This is a genomic window from Shimazuella sp. NTD247, from assembly GCF_059510415.1.
Genome location: NZ_JCAJZU010000004.1, coordinates 267,418 through 283,038, shown reverse-complemented (window position 1 = coordinate 283,038; position 15,621 = coordinate 267,418). Strand labels below are relative to the sequence as shown.

Below are 15,621 nucleotides of genomic sequence, written 5' to 3'. Positions count from 1 at the left end.
CCAAGATTTACTATGGAACAGATGAGAGTCAGGCTCCCGTTCAGATGCATCAATATGAAAACATTGACCCACGTAAGCTCCCTGATCGGCATGGGGAAATTACGGTGGAAGGCGGGCAGATTGTAATTCGCGAGTATGGCAATTATCAGCATACGCTTCGCGGCCGTTACGAGTCTGTTACTACTCCGCTTGGGGTTAAGGTGGAAGTCTCTTAAACAAATCCTATACGGATAATTTGTTTATCCGTATCAGTGCCCAGATACTTCGTATTCGGGCACGTTGCTTTTCATCATTATCTGGGTAAAATGTTAGATTGTAATTCACCTAACGAATTCTATACTTTCTTATCAAAACTAAAAAAACATCCATTGTTGGATGTTTAATATATGATTAGCCTTTTAATTTTCAAGTTTAACAATCGCGTTTAACAATCTTTATATATATATTTTATTCCAATTATAAGAAAGGCTCCTTATCTATTTATCAGTTGTTCATAAATATTTACTTTGACGGAGGCACTCATTAAGAGTGCCTCCTCTTCACAAAATGCGAAGGAAATCTACTACTTCATCAGACTCTGGACATTCGTCTTTGCCAGTTTAAATCGATAGGTACGTGCGGAAACATGATCAGAAGGTAGGCCAGCTCGATAAGAATCATGGAGCTGACGAAGGTTTGACAGCTCGCTCTCCAGATCAACGATGACCTGCATATCGATACCGTCCCTACGAAGATATGCTTCGATCTTGGCAATAAGATCGCCGCACTCCTTCTTCTGATCCCGTATAACCTTATCGAGGCGCTTTCGAGACTCATCCGCAGACATGTTTTTCTCTTTCTGTAGTAGGGAATTTATATAAGGTTTACCCTTACATATATCTTACTACATTTCATAAAAAAATTATCAATTTTTCGAAAAAAACTCCCACATAAAAAACGACCCCTTTAAAAGAAGTCGTTTTTCTCTCACTTCACTGTTAATGGTAAAAAATAAGATAAATCTTGGGTGATTGCTTGTCCGATTCTCCCTAATACAGCAGAAGGTTTTCCCCCGATGAAAAAGGAGCCAAATAGTAGTTTTCCCGTATACGGACCACTAGCAGTTTGCACCGTTAGAGTAGGTAATTCTACTCTTTGTTGGTAGACCATCGGTTGTTCCCAATAAAAAGCAGCTTCATCAGTCGCTTCTAATGTCCCATTGGCATGATACAAAGAAACTGCCCCTCCTTCTCTGCCAAAGAAAGGCTTTTTGACATAGGCTGTTTTTCCACGAAATTGATTTTCCAAATAAGTAGGAAGACAGTAAGTAGCCACTACTTCCCGTTCTTCTGAAGTGAAAAATATGTTTGATTCATATAAATTCCAAATAAGTGCTTGCAATGCTTTCGTTTGTGTAATAAATGCAGTTGGCGGATTAATAAATGCGATTCTCTGTTTTGCTGCCAGTTCTAATAGTTTTGCGCCAATCGGATATCCTTTGGATGTCTTGTCTTTTGCAATTATCTCTAAAGCATGTAATCGATAGAGTACATCAATCGGACGAAAATCACCATCGGGCATTTTCGCTGTAAACCGTTCATTGGCCGGATCATAAGCCAATTGTGATAGGGGTGAATAGAAACCAGTTAAACCAGACTGTTGTAACAAATATTTCGTTGTACCTCGATCTTCGTCATCAAAAGCATCACAACAAAAGGCAATATTTTCGGTAGGATATCCGTGTTCTCGGTAATTTTCAAGCAGTTCATGAAACATATGTTTAAAATCTAGTTCGGTTCCTGTATTCATATTTTCTACTTGATAGTGTTTGCATACTTCCGCATTGACAAAAAATGCTTCGACGATACTAGTTGGCGTATCACTGTTAAACTCAAGCATTTTCAAACCTTGATTGGTATAGGCAAAATCAAATCTACCAATCGCAGTTACTGCCTTATAGTTTGTTGATAATCGAATAGCAGACCACGTTTCGGAAGGATATCCTAATTCGCTCCATAATTCCGCAGACCCAAGTCTCACTACTTCTGCTACCCTAGCAAATAGATTTCCGAGAAGCTTGGTAGCAAGCTGCATTTCTTTGTGTATTGCTCGATCAATGGCCACATATGATGCTAATGCATACTCTTGACCTTCCCAATAATCCCACGAAAAAATATCACGTATTGGTTCATAAATTTTTTTCCGATGCTGATGATAATCACCCGCCACTGCTGCTGGATGAGCTATCGCTGTCATAAACGATATAGGCCTCCCGTTGACCATTGATTACTACATAGGAACTTGGGTCTATGCGATCATACGTATCATCGCAGTATTGATCATTATCTTTGTCATAGCAGAGCGTATAATCATCTAAATCATTGCTATCTCCACAACCAGACAAAAGCAACATGCTTGAAGCAAATAAACCTACTACATATTTACTCTTCATCCATTTCCTCCTATGGTATGAGATATGTTTTGTTTCTTTTGTTTTCGTATCCAGCCTGCGAGTAGTACTAACACTATTAATATTATATTTACTACATACTCAATCCAAGGAAAATCTACAATTATATTATGAATTATTGGTTCCTCGGCAATCATTCCTCCTGCTGTCCATGCAAGTACACCGGAACCAATATATAAGATAATCGGATATCGATCCACTAGTTTGATAAATAAGGTGCTTCCCCATACGACAAGCGGAACACTAATTACAAGCCCTATCACTACAAGCAGCACACTGCCATGTGCAGCTCCACCTACAGCTAAAACATTATCCAAACTCATAATGGTATCTGCTAATATTATAGTGCGAAGTGCAGACCAAAAATTATTTCCAGCCTTCACGTCGTCATGATTATCATTATCAGCTAATAAATTGTATGCGATCCAAACAAGGATCAATCCTCCAACTAATAATAAACCTGGTATTTTTAATAAGTAAACAATGGTTACTGTCGCTATTACACGAAGTCCAATAGCTCCTGCTGTTCCCCATAAAATGACTTTGTTTCGTTGTTCAACTGGAAGCTTGCGTGAGGCCAGCCCGATGACAATTGCATTATCCCCTGCTAACACCAAGTCAATAACGACAATTGTCAGTAACTTGGATAAAAACGCTAATGAAAGTATCTCCATCTTTTCCCCTTCCTTTCATGTGCATAATAAAAACCCTTACCTCTAGCAATTACAAAAAAGCTAGAAGTAAAGGTCTCGCAAACAACGTTATCGTTGCCAACAAAGCCGGAGAGGTTATCTCGTAATGACGACTTTGCTGTAGTAGCTACTCCCCTTTAATCTATAAAGGCGATTCTATTATCTTCATCCTTATCATACCGGAGACGGCTAAAAGCTGTCAACTCACTTCAAAATTTTAACATTTATTTGATATTTTAAGTTTATTCATTCTTCCCTAATAAGTTGATAATATCGTTATTTTTTGTTTCCTTTGCTAGTTGAAATGCCGTTTTTCCAGAACTATTTTTCTTATTTCTATCGATTTTCTTTGAAGCAAGTAATTCTAATACTATCGATTTTTTTTGTTCGTTTACTGCTTCCATCAAGGCAGTATCCCCATAGCCATTTATACTGTTCACATCTGCGCCATGTGAAATAAGTTCCTTGATAGAAGCAAGATTTCCTCTGCGAATAGCTACATGGAGGACTGGATCTTTGTATTTATTATTTACATTCGGATTTGCACCTGCATTTAAAAGTGTTTTAGCGTCGTCATAATATCCATAATCAATTGCTTTCAAAAGTAATGATTCTTTGTCTTCATCAACACTGTTCGGATTCAAACCATTTTGTAAAAATGCTTTGAATTGATCTCTGTACTCCAACATTAGAAAAGAAGCAGTTTCTTTCTCATTATTTCGTGCGTCCAATTTTAAACCTTTGGATACTAAATACTTAACTGTTTCATTTATGTTGGCATCTATTTTTTGAAAAACCACTGTCTGTCCTTTAAAATCAGCTGCCTTTAGATTGATTCCATGCTGTACTAAAATTTCAAGTACTTCCAGATTCCCTTCTTCTACAGCTGTCCAAAGTGCTGTTTTTCCTTCTTTGTCAGTCTGATTAATATTTGCTCCTAAACGGATCAAACACTCAACCATGGATACATCACTTTGTTCGATTGCCATCTTCAATAAGGAAAAACCATCTTCATCTGTTTGATTCACATTGGCTCTATAAGAAGCCAATAAATTAACCATATCTATATTACCTGATTCTACTGCCACTCGTATGGGGGTTTGCTTGTCCTCATCTCTTTCGTTTACATTCACTCCCTGCTTCAATAAAGTCTGTACCTGTGTGTAGTTGCCATCTCGAACTTCATCTAAAAAACTTTCGACATCTTTGGAACTTGATTCTTTGTTTGTATTTGTACCAATTCCGCTCAAACGATCAATCCCATACCACACTGCGGCTATCACCCCAAGAAACAAAAAAAGAACAATAATTACATCTTTTGCTTTCATAAAAACCCCCTTTGGATACCTATATTTATTATCACTTTTTTTATAAAAGAAAAAAACCACCTCATGGGCGGTTAAAACATCCTTTTGGATCTTCGATTTGGAAAACGCGGTGATAGATTGTCATCTGAATTAGTATTGGTATTATTTGCATCTTTTCTTATAGATGGATATTGCGTTTTACTAGTCGATGGACGGCGAACTGAACTACGTGTAGTACCTAAGGTTGAATTAGAAGTAGTATTATTTGAATTAGAACTTAGTGGCGTGCGTTTTGTAAAATTCGGCCGTTTGTTTATCGAGCTATTCTCTGTCAATGCAGTGTTACGAGACTGCAAAAGATTGGATTTGAATTGCTGTCGATTAAACTGTCTTTCTGAAGCATCGGAATCTTGAATCACTGGGAGATTTAGATTTTCCTCTTCTTCTAAATAATCATCCATATCGTCATCTTCTTCTTCGTGCTTGAGTCTCTCTACATATTCTTGTTTCTCTAATTCAAGCACATCTTCACGAGGCTGACGGCGAGGAAGATGTTGTGAAGCTTGTTTGCGTTGCTGCCTGGCCAAAGTACTACGTCTTACTTTCTCCACTGATATACGGGTTGAATTATCGAGTTCCCCATCTGGAAAATATGTACCAAGCTCGTCTACTTCTCTACTACGTTTACTACTTATTAATGCAGATAAAACAATAATTGCAACAATTACAAGTGCTACACCGATCCAAAATATAGGACTCATTACTAAACTCATCATCGTTGTATCCTCCATTCCCCGGGAAATATCACTCACCCCGAAAAGTTGGTTTCCTCTTCTCCAGAAATGCGTCCATTCCTTCGATTCGATCCGCTGTCTGAAAAGTAATTCCGAAATAAGATGCCTCCACTTGCAATGCTTTTTCCAAAGGTATCTCTAAACCATTATGAATGGATTTTTTAACATATTGAAGAGCAATTGGTGCCAGTTTTGCTAATTTTTTTGCATAGTTCTTCGCTTCTGGTAATAATTGATCAAGAGGAAATACTTTTTGGACAAGCCCAAATCGCTGTGCTTGTTCACTGGTAAAAAATTCACCAGAGAATATATAGTACTTCGCATTTTTCTCGCCTATTGCGCGAGCTAGGCGTTGCGTGCCGCCATAACCGGGAATTATCCCCAAATTAATCTCAGGCTGCCCAAATTGAGCAGTTTCTGCTGCGAAAAGAATATCACCGGCAAGAGCTAACTCACAACCTCCACCTAAGGCAAAACCATTCACTGCCATTATAACAGGGATTGGCATATTCTCAAGAGTATCAAAAACCTTCTGCCCAAGTAAAGACTGTTTTTCTGCCGAAGGAGCATTTTCGATAAGTCTCAATTCTGTTATATCTGCTCCTGCTGCAAATGCTTTGGGCCCAGCGCCTGTTATTATCAACACTTTTACTTCTGTCTGGGTTTCGATGTACTGTATTGCCTCCATCATTTCTGACAACATTTGCCTATTTAAAGCATTGAGTACTTTTGGACGATTTAATGTTAAAACTGCGATAGATGTGTCCAACTCAAGAGTAATACAAGTCCAGCATTTCAAATTGCATCGCCCCTATTACAGAATCTTCCCTATTTTATCATACAAAAGCGAACCCTCCAACTAGAAGCGTTCGCCAAATGTACGTGTTTATTTTTTTACTTGCTTTTTTAAAAAAGCTTCCATGAAACCATCGATACTTCCATCCATTACTGCTTGCACATTTCCATTTTCTACGGAAGTACGATGATCTTTCACGAGACTATAAGGATGGAAGACATAGGAACGAATTTGGTTTCCCCAACCGATTTCTGTCTGTTCTCCTTTTAATTCATTTAATTTTTGTTCCTGTTCTTCGATTTTCCGCTCATACAAACGCGCTTTTAGTACTTTCATCGCTTTATCGCGATTTTTTATTTGGGATCGCTCTGATTGGCATGTTACCACTATTCCTGTAGGAACATGAGTGATACGCACTGCAGAATCGGTTGTATTAATATGCTGTCCTCCAGCACCGCTTGCACGATACGTATCAACCTTAAGATCCTCTGTCCTCACTTCGATTTCGACGTCATCCTCTAGTTCTGGAACAACATTTACCGAAGCAAAAGAAGTATGCCTGCGGCCAGATGCATCAAAAGGTGAAATCCGAACAAGTCGATGGATACCTTTTTCTGTCCGAAGATACCCATAAGCATTAATCCCTTTTACCAGTAAAGTAACACTTTTCACACCAGCTTCATCACCTGGCAAATAATCAATGGTCTCAATCTTGTATGACTTCTTCTCAGCCCATCTCGTATACATGCGCAGCAACATTTCTGCCCAATCTTGCGATTCTGTTCCCCCAGCGCCTGGATGAAGCTCCAAAATAGCAGAATTCCGATCATATGGGCCATTTAATAATTGTTGCAGTTCAAACGCATTGACTTGCTGTTGGAAATCTTTCAGTGCAGTCTGACACTCTTGATGGAGAGAAGGATCTTCTTCTTCTTGTAATAATTCCAATAAGACTTGCAGATCATCTTTTTGTGTTTCCAGACTTTGCACTTGCTCCAGTATATCTTTCACTTCTCGAAGTTCTGCTATTTTTTGCTGTGCTTCTTGCTGATCATTCCAAAAATCTTCTGCTGACATTTCTGCTTCTAATGCAGTAAGTCTCACACTTCTAGACTCTAAGTCAAAGAGACCCCCTGAGATCAGCAAAACGCTTTGCTGTATTTTGATATTCTTGCTTAATAGCTTGTAGGTCCAAAAGGATCAACTCCAATATTATTTCTTGTAGTGACAGTTTTTATATTTTTTTCCGCTACCGCAAGGACATGGGTCATTTCTTCCTACTTTATCTGCTCGGCGCAGTGGTACTACTTTTGGTCTTTCTTCTGATGAATCCCCACCTGCAACAGGTGTTACCTCGGAAGTAATATCTTCTCTGGTTAACTCTTCCTCTTCTTGAACAACAGCTTTCATCACGTACTTGACAACTTCTTCTTGAATTTCTTGCACCATCGCTTCAAACATAGCGAATCCTTCAAATTGATAAGAACGAAGCGGATTATCTTGTCCATAAGCACGCAGATGGATACCTTGACGGAGTTGTTCCATTGCATCGATGTGATCCATCCATTTGCGGTCAACTGTCCTCAATACAACAACTTTGGAGAATTCATTCATTCTTTCCTCTCCAAGTTCTTCCCGTCGTTCGTTGTAATAAGTTTCTGCTTGACTATAGAGGAAGTCGTTTAATTCTTCTGGAGTTTTATCTTCCAAATCCTCTTCGCCAATTCGATTCTCAGGTAAAACATTGCTTTCGATATAATCATGAATCGCATCTAATTCCCACTCTTCTTCATCACCGGCAGTGTGAGCTTCTACGATGCGTCCAATTTCAGCTTTGACCATAGGCAGAACCACATCATCTAAGTTCTCACTTGTGAGAACTTGGCGTCTCTGTTTGTAGATAATTTCCCGTTGTTGGTTCAGCACATCATCATACTGAAGTACCCAACGTCTAGCATCAAAGTTATTATTCTCTACTTGCTTCTGAGCATTGGCAATAGACTTGGTAAATAAATTGCCCTCTAATGGGTCTCCATCACTCATCACACGACTGATCATCGATTTTACACGATCAGGGATAAAACGGCGCATCAAGTCATCTTCAAAAGAAAGATAAAATTGAGTAGAGCCAGGATCCCCTTGACGACCAGCACGACCTCGCAGCTGATTATCAATACGACGGCTTTCATGTCGTTCTGTACCGATCACATGAAGTCCACCTAGTTCTGCTACATTTTCACCAAGCATAATGTCCGTACCGCGACCAGCCATGTTCGTGGCTATGGTAACTGCACCATATTGGCCGGCTGCAGAAATAATTTCTGCTTCTTTGGCATGGTTCTTTGCATTGAGTACTTGATGGGGAATTCCTTTACGCTTTAATAACAGCGATAATCTTTCCGAGTTCTCAATCGAAACAGTACCTACCAACACAGGTCTGCCAGCAGAATGAAGCTGTTCAATCTGATCAATGACTGATCGAAATTTTTCATCCACCGTCTTGTACAACACATCAGATAAATCTTGACGGATCATCGGTTGATTGGTAGGTACAATCACGACATCCATATTATAAATCCGTCGGAACTCTTCTTCTTCTGTTTTCGCTGTACCTGTCATACCTGATAATTTCTCATATAAGCGGAAATAATTTTGCAACGTTACAGTTGCCAGCGTCATACTCTCATGCTGTACTTGAATATTTTCTTTTGCTTCGATTGCTTGATGCAGACCATCGCTGTAGCGACGACCATGCATCAATCGCCCTGTAAATTCATCTACAATTACTACTCCATGTTCCGGATCTACAACATAATCTTGATCCCGGTGCATTGTCACATGAGCCTTCAGCGCTTGCTGTACATGGTGGTTTAATGTGATGTGTTTCATATCATACAGATTGTCCACCTTTAGAGCCTTTTCGACTTTCTTTACTCCTTCATCAGTCAAAGCAATCTGCTTTGTTTTAATGTCTAATGTATAATCGTCTTCTGCCTTCAATCGGCTTACTACTCGATCAGCAGTATAATAAAGATCTGTCGCTTTGTTCGCTTGACCACTAATAATAAGCGGTGTTCTTGCTTCATCGATTAAAATACTGTCGACTTCGTCCACAATAGCAAAATTCAAATCTCGTTGTGTCAGTTGCTCTTGATAAGCGACCATGTTATCACGCAAGTAATCAAAACCAAATTCATTATTGGTTCCATAGGTGATATCAGCTTGGTAAGCTTCACGTTTCTCTTCTGGTGAAAGGAATGGAACATTTAATCCAACGGTTAATCCCAGAAACTCAAAAATTTGACCCATCCACTCTTTATCTCGTCGAGCCAAATAATCGTTGACTGTGACAACATGTACTCCTTTTCCTGTTAGAGCATTGAGGTATGCAGGCAAAGTAGATACCAGTGTTTTCCCTTCCCCTGTACGCATCTCTGCAATATCCCCGTTATGAAGCACCATGCCCCCAACCAACTGTACACGAAAATGACGCATGCCAAGCACTCTTTTAGATGCTTCTCTAGTCACGGCAAAAGCTTCTGGAAGAATATCATCCAGTATCTCACCTTTGCTTAGTCGTTCTTTAAATTCAACGGTTTTCCCACGCAATTCCTCATCAGATAAATTTGCAATCTTCTCTTCCATTGCATCTATCTGATCAGCAATCTGAAAGTACTTTTTCACTTGACGCTCGTTTGGATCAAGTAAGCGTTTTATCGTTTTTAACATGAGGCTTTCCTCCTGCAATCTATCTGTCCTACCTACTTCACGTATAAGTAAACATACTATTTACCAGTGTAACAAAAAATAGGATTTTTTTCACTTCATAGCTGGTGACAATCCGTTCAAATTCAAAAAACCTAGCCTCATTATTTGCAACTAGGTTAAATAAACAAGTAAAGATAATGCAAATTCATATAATATATATATTGTACAACCTGTTGTCAATGTTTAGGAGCATCTATGGAAATTATTCGAATTTGCTATTCCGACTGTATCAAAGCTGGAAAAAATGGAAAACCCATAGAGAAAAAGAGAAGTGAAATAATCTGTATCAAAAAGGGGTAAACCAAAAAGTTTACCCCTCCAAATATAACGTTTGCCCTATGAATACATATTTACTTTCGCACGAAACCACTCAAAATTTCATAAAACTTCTTTGCTAATTTCTGCCGATTTCCCTCACGATCAATAAACTCTGCACCATTTGCCTTAATTTCTACCAATCGATCAGGAGAATATTGGCTGACTTGCACAATCGCTTCAGCTAATCCCTTCGGATCTTCCGCTCCACTAAACACACCCACACGATTTTGCTCAATGATTTGCCTTACTTCCCCATCTACAGTCGAAATAATAGGTTTTCCTAAAAAAGTATAGTCAAATAATTTATTTGGTCTTGCACCTCGAAATACTTCATTATCCGCAAGCGAGATAATTCCTACATCCGCAGCATTGGTATAATCGAATATTTCTGCTTTCGGCACTGGATCCAATAGATGTACGTTTTCCAGACCAAGCTCGGCTACCCTCTTTTGCAGTCTCTCCTTGTCTGGACCATCACCGATCAATACAATAGAATACCCTTTTTTTGGCAAATATTGTCCTGCTTGCACAACATACTCCAACGCATTTGCAGGTCCATGTGCTCCTGTGTAAATGGCTACAAAATCATCCTTAGGAACACCTAGTTTTTCTCGATAAACCAATCTTTTCTCGTCGTTAGGCTGCCAAGATCCAACAACTACTCCATTGGGAATCAAGTCGATCTTTTCCAAAGGGATTCCTTTTTTTGCTATATATTGACGTTGGTGTTCTGCCAACACAATAATCTTATCGGATTTTTTATAGAGCTGGCTTTCCATCCATGTCAGTGCTTTTAGTACTGCACCTTCCTTGACTCCACCCATTTTCACAAGCGAATCAGGCCACAAATCCCTTACTTCAAATACGAATGGAATCCGCCTGATCCGTGCTACCAGCAAGCCTGCATATGCTAGAAACAAATGCGGTGAAGATGCGATAAATACATCAGGTTTACGCCGAAAAAGAGTCGCAAAGAAAAAGACAAACGCAAAACTTATCATATTAATAATTCGACGAAAATCGTTGACCTTATGAGGGAAAGACCAAAGCCAAGCCAGATTCAAACCATCCACTTGCTCAATTTGTGCTTTTTCCTCTGGAGTGATAAAAGTCCTCCTAGGATGAACAAATTTGGATAAAAACAAAGTCACTTCGGCATTTTCTTCTTTTGCCCATTCTCTCGCTAACTCAAAGTGCCTTGTTATTCCTGCTATATTTGGTGGTACCGCATAATGATTGGCAAGCCAAATTTTAAACCGCTTCATATTATAAACCCCGTTTGATAATCTCAACCAATTTTTCTGCTGTATGTCCATCTCCAAATACACTTGGAATATTAGTGAAATCTACTTTAAAATCAGAAACAGCTTGTAAAATTAGATCTGTATTTGCTCCTACCAATTGGTTTGCCCCGTAAGTAACAGTCTCTGTCCATTCGGTCTCATCACGCATTGTAATACAAGGCACTTGTGCAAAGAAGGCCTCTTTTTGCACACCGCCAGAATCCGTTAAGATCAATTTTGCTTCGAATTCCAACTGAATCATGTCCAAATAACCAACTGGCTCAATCACATGTACATTATCATTAGAAATATGCAGTCCACTTGCTTTTAACTTTCCGAAAGTACGGGGATGCAATGGCAGTATTGCTGGAATAGGCAATTGATTGATAGCGTCTACAATTGCTTTTAATCTAACCGGATCATCTGTATTTTCTGCACGATGCAGCGTAATCAGAGCATAAGATTTCGCTTGTACTGGAAGATTACTTAAAACTTTTGCCTTTCCTTCAGCCAATTGGGTGTTGTAGTTAAATGCATCGAGCATAACATCTCCAACGACATGTACGCCTTCGGTTATTCCTTCTTTTGCTAAATGCTTTACCGGGGTATCTGTAGGACAGAAAAGCCACTTGGAAATATGATCTGTTAACACACGATTAACTTCTTCAGGCATTTTTCGATTAAAACTTCGAAGTCCTGCTTCTACATGTGCTACAGGTATATGTAATTTAGCTGCCGCCAATGCTCCAGCAAGCGTGGAATTGGTATCACCATAAACCAAAAGTGCATCTGGTTTCTCCGCTAATAACACATCCTCAACTTTTTTAAGCATTTCTCCTGTTTGTGCACCATGTGATAAAGAGCCGACATGCAGATGATATTCAGGAACAGGGATCTCTAATTCGTCAAAAAATACATCTGACATCGATTTATCATAATGTTGACCTGTATGTACTAAAATCTCTTCTCCCTGCTCACGCAACACACGAGAGACTGGAGCAGCTTTGATAAACTGCGGACGAGCACCAACAACTGTAACAACCTTCATAACCATAAGTCCTCCTTCATCCTAAACAACTGAGACAATAATAACACAAGACAATGCTATAAAAATTGTATAAATTCAAAAACTCCCCACACGAATGTGGGGAGTTAAAATTATCTTATTTTCTTTCTACGTTAGAAGCTTGTGGTCCACGGGAACCGTCAACAATGTCAAATTCTACCGTTTGACCTTCTTCAAGTGTTTTGAAACCTTCTGTTTGAATCGCTGAATAGTGTACGAATACATCGTCACCATCTTCACGCTCGATAAAACCATAACCCTTTTCAGCATTAAACCATTTTACTTTGCCTTGCATGAAACAAACATTCCCTTCTTTACTCAAAACTGTTATCTTAGCACAAGAACTATTCTTATGTAATTTCAATATAACATTTGGAAAAAATTAATGTCAAGCAACCAACATTTCCCTAGATTTTCTAGCCATCTCTATTAGTATTATGGATAAAGTTATCCATATATTCCACAAATACAGTGAAATCATACCCGAAACCATTACTATTTTTCCCAAAACAAAAGTCTACGCCCAATAGCCCTTTTTATAATTTTATAAAAAATGGATGGTTGCTTATCCTCACCGAGAAATAGCATCCCATCCATATTTCTATTTTATGAATTAACGGCTTCTTTTAATTGTTTTCCTGGTTTAAAAGAAGGAACACGACTAGCTTCAATTTGAATTTCTTCACCAGTTTGAGGATTGCGGCCTGTTCTAGCTGCTCTTTCACGAACTTCAAAGTTTCCAAATCCAATCAAAGTTACTTTATCTCCGTCTTGAAGTGCACCGGAAATACAACTTAATACTGCATCGACAACTTGACCAGCATCTTTTTTGGTTTTACCAGTAGACTCTGCTACTTTTTCAACTAATTCTGTTTTATTCATGTTTTTTCCCCCTAAAAGTAGGTTATTTCAGACAGTCTCCCATATATTTAGGGACTCACTCGGTTTAGCCTTATTGCTATATTTATATCCAAGTCAGTTCCGTCTGTCAAACGGCATCTAAGAACCGTTTATCACTGGTTTTGCCCAGTCTGAGCTTTTCCATACCTAAAGCTTTGCTTTTTATCTAGCGAAAGTAATCGCACAGATTGATCCAGCACCTGCATTGCGAAGAATTTTGGCACACTCCCGTATTGTTGTCCCAGTCGTGTATACATCATCCACTAGCAAAATGGTGTGAGATGTGAGATCTAGTTGTTGTCCAAATTCTGTTATCTGAAAAGCATTTTGTAATGACTGCATTCTAGCCTTTCTGCCAAGACTGGCTTGTGGTGAAGCTATTTTGATCCTCTGTAATATACTTTTGGTGGGTAATCCTATGCTTTTTCCAATATGTTCTGCCAGCAACTGAGATTGATTAAAACCACGTTCTTCTAAACGCTCCTGATGAAGAGGTACACTAGTTATGAAGGTAAATGGTATAGATTGATAGTGTAAGCCAATCGCATCACGCATCATTTCACCTATATAAGCCGCATATCTTTCATCACCAGTATATTTGAAAGCGGATATTATTCTTTTGGTTTTCGTTGTATAAGAGACAACACTCACATTTTTTACTCTTTCCAACTCGCCTATGAATAAACAGTCATTACAAATTCCTTCATCTTCCATTGGCCGAAAACAAATATGACAAGTAGGTGTACTGATCGGAGAAAGTGCCGAGGCACAATCCCTGCATATTTTTGACCATGAGCTAGATAAAAATTTTCGCTTCATCTGTTGGCTACAAAACCAGCAACTGGGATGATTTGGAAAAAGAGAAGACCACCACCTCATACCGTATTACGCTCCCTCATGCAAATATCCTTCTTTTTTTGCTAACTCATTTATATAATTATGTTCTTTTTTTGTCTGAACGATGGCATTTGTATTTTCCTGACCAATAAACCAAACTTCATTACTCGGAAAATATGCACTACTTCCGATGATTTGGCTTAATTCTATAAGTCTTGATCGTTCCATCAATTGATGATCAGCAAAAACCATTAACAAATGAAGATTTGCGATTTGCACATTTGTCACCCTTTGATGAGGAACTATTAGAAATCTAAATTTTTGCCCAAAAAATAAAAATCTAATTCTTTCTTCCTGCTCCTTTTGCATCATTACTTCAAATTGGTCTATTTCGTCAGGAAAAATAGCTTTTATCCAATCGTGAAAAAGAAGGACATCATCATTTGTTGGTAACACGATGAGCCCTTGTGCTTTCGTTTCCTTTACCTTGTTCAAAAACTGCACAATTGGTTCCACTGTTTTCTTTTGTACAATATGTCGTCTAAGTCTCTGATAATGGAAAAACTTAGGGATCGATAACGGCTGTTGATGTAATCGAACAGGATGAACGATTACGCTATTCTTTGAATATGTAGGAAAATAACTTTGAATCTGTATGTGTTGCCCATCGACTTTCAAAGCAGTTTGTAAGAAATGATCCTCCAACTCCAATCCATTTGTAATAACCAAATCAAAATGTTGATAATACGTCAGAAGTTCCCAACTAGCCCCCATCACCAATCGCTGATCAAATTTTTCCAGTAAAAGCTTCCCAAGGATAGGATGTAATAATGACAATTGATTTTTCATGTGCTCTATTTCATTATTGGGAGAACCCCAAAAAACTCGTTTCTTATTCGCTAATAAGTGAGAAATGAGTTCCGATATAATTGCTAATTTCCCACCACCAGCAACAATCACGAGGTTAGTTATCTTTTGTTTATTCTGTAAATTATCCAAAATGGATAATAATGTTTTTTTCTGTTCCGGAAGAAGGGGGTAAGCTGATGGAGCAACAAACACTTCTTCTGCCTCGGCAGTAGAAAAAGAATACAAATCATCACAGCTTTTTAACTTACCCAGATGCAAACAACCCGCGCAATATACACATGATCCCGTTTGACAGTGCACACAGTTACTTTTTATTAGTTGACTCGCACCAGCTTGGCATCTCCTACACCGCCTACGTATAGCCCAGAAAGAATCAACAATAGCTGGTTCAATTCGAACCAATTCAGATTGTACAAGTGTTTTCCATATTTGTTGGTTAGGAAAATAACCGAGATACTTTTCTATCTCTTTTTTAAGCAAACGCCTGCCAGCGAATTGTCGATAAATAGCGGAAGCCTCTGTCTCCATTGAAAACCTCCAA

General features: G+C 38.7%; 16 protein-coding genes. 1 reads left to right on the top strand and 15 read right to left on the bottom strand.

Going from position 1 to position 15,621, the window contains the following annotated elements:
- Positions 1 to 44: 44 nt before the first annotated feature.
- Entirely contained in the window at positions 45 to 215 is a 171-nt protein-coding gene (locus AC5WOC_RS12180) for a hypothetical protein (protein WP_496055686.1), read from the top strand.
- Positions 216 to 562: 347 nt separating this feature from the next.
- Here the strand turns inward: AC5WOC_RS12180 and AC5WOC_RS12175 are convergent, their stop codons facing one another.
- From AC5WOC_RS12175 to AC5WOC_RS12105, 15 genes are all read right to left on the bottom strand, one after another.
- Positions 563 to 826: a hypothetical protein gene (locus AC5WOC_RS12175; RefSeq protein ID WP_496055685.1), complete on the bottom strand. Its 264-nt coding sequence runs from the start codon at positions 824 to 826 to the stop codon at positions 563 to 565.
- A 140-nt stretch (positions 827 to 966) separates the two neighbouring features.
- Complete coding sequence (locus AC5WOC_RS12170) at positions 967 to 2,235, bottom strand: glutathionylspermidine synthase family protein (protein WP_496055684.1); 1,269 nt, start codon at positions 2,233 to 2,235, stop codon at positions 967 to 969.
- Positions 2,198 to 2,431 carry a hypothetical protein gene (locus tag AC5WOC_RS12165; protein ID WP_496055683.1) on the bottom strand — a complete coding sequence of 78 codons (234 nt, stop codon included), beginning with the start codon at positions 2,429 to 2,431 and terminating at the stop codon, positions 2,198 to 2,200. The genes AC5WOC_RS12170 and AC5WOC_RS12165 overlap by 38 nt, the downstream gene beginning before the upstream one ends.
- A complete protein-coding gene (locus AC5WOC_RS12160) occupies positions 2,428 to 3,123 on the bottom strand; it encodes a TerC family protein (RefSeq protein WP_496055682.1) in 696 nt (231 codons plus the stop codon). Before AC5WOC_RS12160 ends, AC5WOC_RS12165 begins: the two co-directional genes overlap by 4 nt.
- Positions 3,124 to 3,383: 260 nt before the next feature.
- Positions 3,384 to 4,469 carry an ankyrin repeat domain-containing protein gene (locus AC5WOC_RS12155; protein ID WP_496055681.1) on the bottom strand — a complete coding sequence of 362 codons (1,086 nt, stop codon included), beginning with the start codon at positions 4,467 to 4,469 and terminating at the stop codon, positions 3,384 to 3,386.
- A gap of 71 nt (positions 4,470 to 4,540) precedes the next feature.
- A complete protein-coding gene (locus tag AC5WOC_RS12150; RefSeq protein ID WP_496055680.1) occupies positions 4,541 to 5,224 on the bottom strand; it encodes a hypothetical protein in 684 nt (227 codons plus the stop codon).
- 28 nt (positions 5,225 to 5,252) lie between these two features.
- A complete protein-coding gene (locus AC5WOC_RS12145) occupies positions 5,253 to 6,041 on the bottom strand; it encodes an enoyl-CoA hydratase/isomerase family protein (protein WP_496055679.1) in 789 nt (262 codons plus the stop codon).
- An 87-nt stretch (positions 6,042 to 6,128) separates the two neighbouring features.
- Positions 6,129 to 7,233, bottom strand: a protein-coding gene (gene prfB, locus AC5WOC_RS12140) for a peptide chain release factor 2 (RefSeq protein ID WP_496055678.1) whose coding sequence is annotated in 2 segments (ribosomal slippage) — positions 6,129 to 7,160 and positions 7,162 to 7,233 — 1,104 coding nt in all. Because the reading frame shifts where the segments join, the coding sequence is not laid out codon by codon here.
- Positions 7,234 to 7,250: 17 nt separating this feature from the next.
- On the bottom strand, positions 7,251 to 9,767 hold the full coding sequence (secA, locus tag AC5WOC_RS12135; RefSeq protein WP_496055677.1) for a preprotein translocase subunit SecA: 2,517 nt from the start codon (positions 9,765 to 9,767) through the stop codon (positions 7,251 to 7,253).
- Positions 9,768 to 10,156: 389 nt separating this feature from the next.
- Positions 10,157 to 11,389 (bottom strand): glycosyltransferase family 4 protein, encoded by a 1,233-nt coding sequence (locus tag AC5WOC_RS12130; protein ID WP_496055676.1) that lies wholly within the window; start codon positions 11,387 to 11,389, stop codon positions 10,157 to 10,159.
- A 1-nt stretch (position 11,390) separates the two neighbouring features.
- Positions 11,391 to 12,455 (bottom strand): non-hydrolyzing UDP-N-acetylglucosamine 2-epimerase, encoded by a 1,065-nt coding sequence (wecB, locus tag AC5WOC_RS12125; protein ID WP_496055675.1) that lies wholly within the window; start codon positions 12,453 to 12,455, stop codon positions 11,391 to 11,393.
- Positions 12,456 to 12,570: 115 nt separating this feature from the next.
- Positions 12,571 to 12,768, bottom strand: coding sequence for a cold shock domain-containing protein (locus tag AC5WOC_RS12120; RefSeq protein ID WP_496055674.1), 198 nt, complete (start codon positions 12,766 to 12,768; stop codon positions 12,571 to 12,573).
- 311 nt (positions 12,769 to 13,079) lie between these two features.
- Positions 13,080 to 13,355: an HU family DNA-binding protein gene (locus AC5WOC_RS12115; RefSeq protein WP_160800135.1), complete on the bottom strand. Its 276-nt coding sequence runs from the start codon at positions 13,353 to 13,355 to the stop codon at positions 13,080 to 13,082.
- Positions 13,356 to 13,535: 180 nt separating this feature from the next.
- The gene (locus AC5WOC_RS12110) at positions 13,536 to 14,252 is read right to left on the bottom strand and encodes a ComF family protein (RefSeq protein WP_496055673.1); all 717 of its coding nucleotides are present in this window, start codon (positions 14,250 to 14,252) and stop codon (positions 13,536 to 13,538) included.
- Between the two features lie 6 nt (positions 14,253 to 14,258).
- Positions 14,259 to 15,608: a hypothetical protein gene (locus tag AC5WOC_RS12105; protein ID WP_496055672.1), complete on the bottom strand. Its 1,350-nt coding sequence runs from the start codon at positions 15,606 to 15,608 to the stop codon at positions 14,259 to 14,261.
- Positions 15,609 to 15,621: the final 13 nt, after the last annotated feature.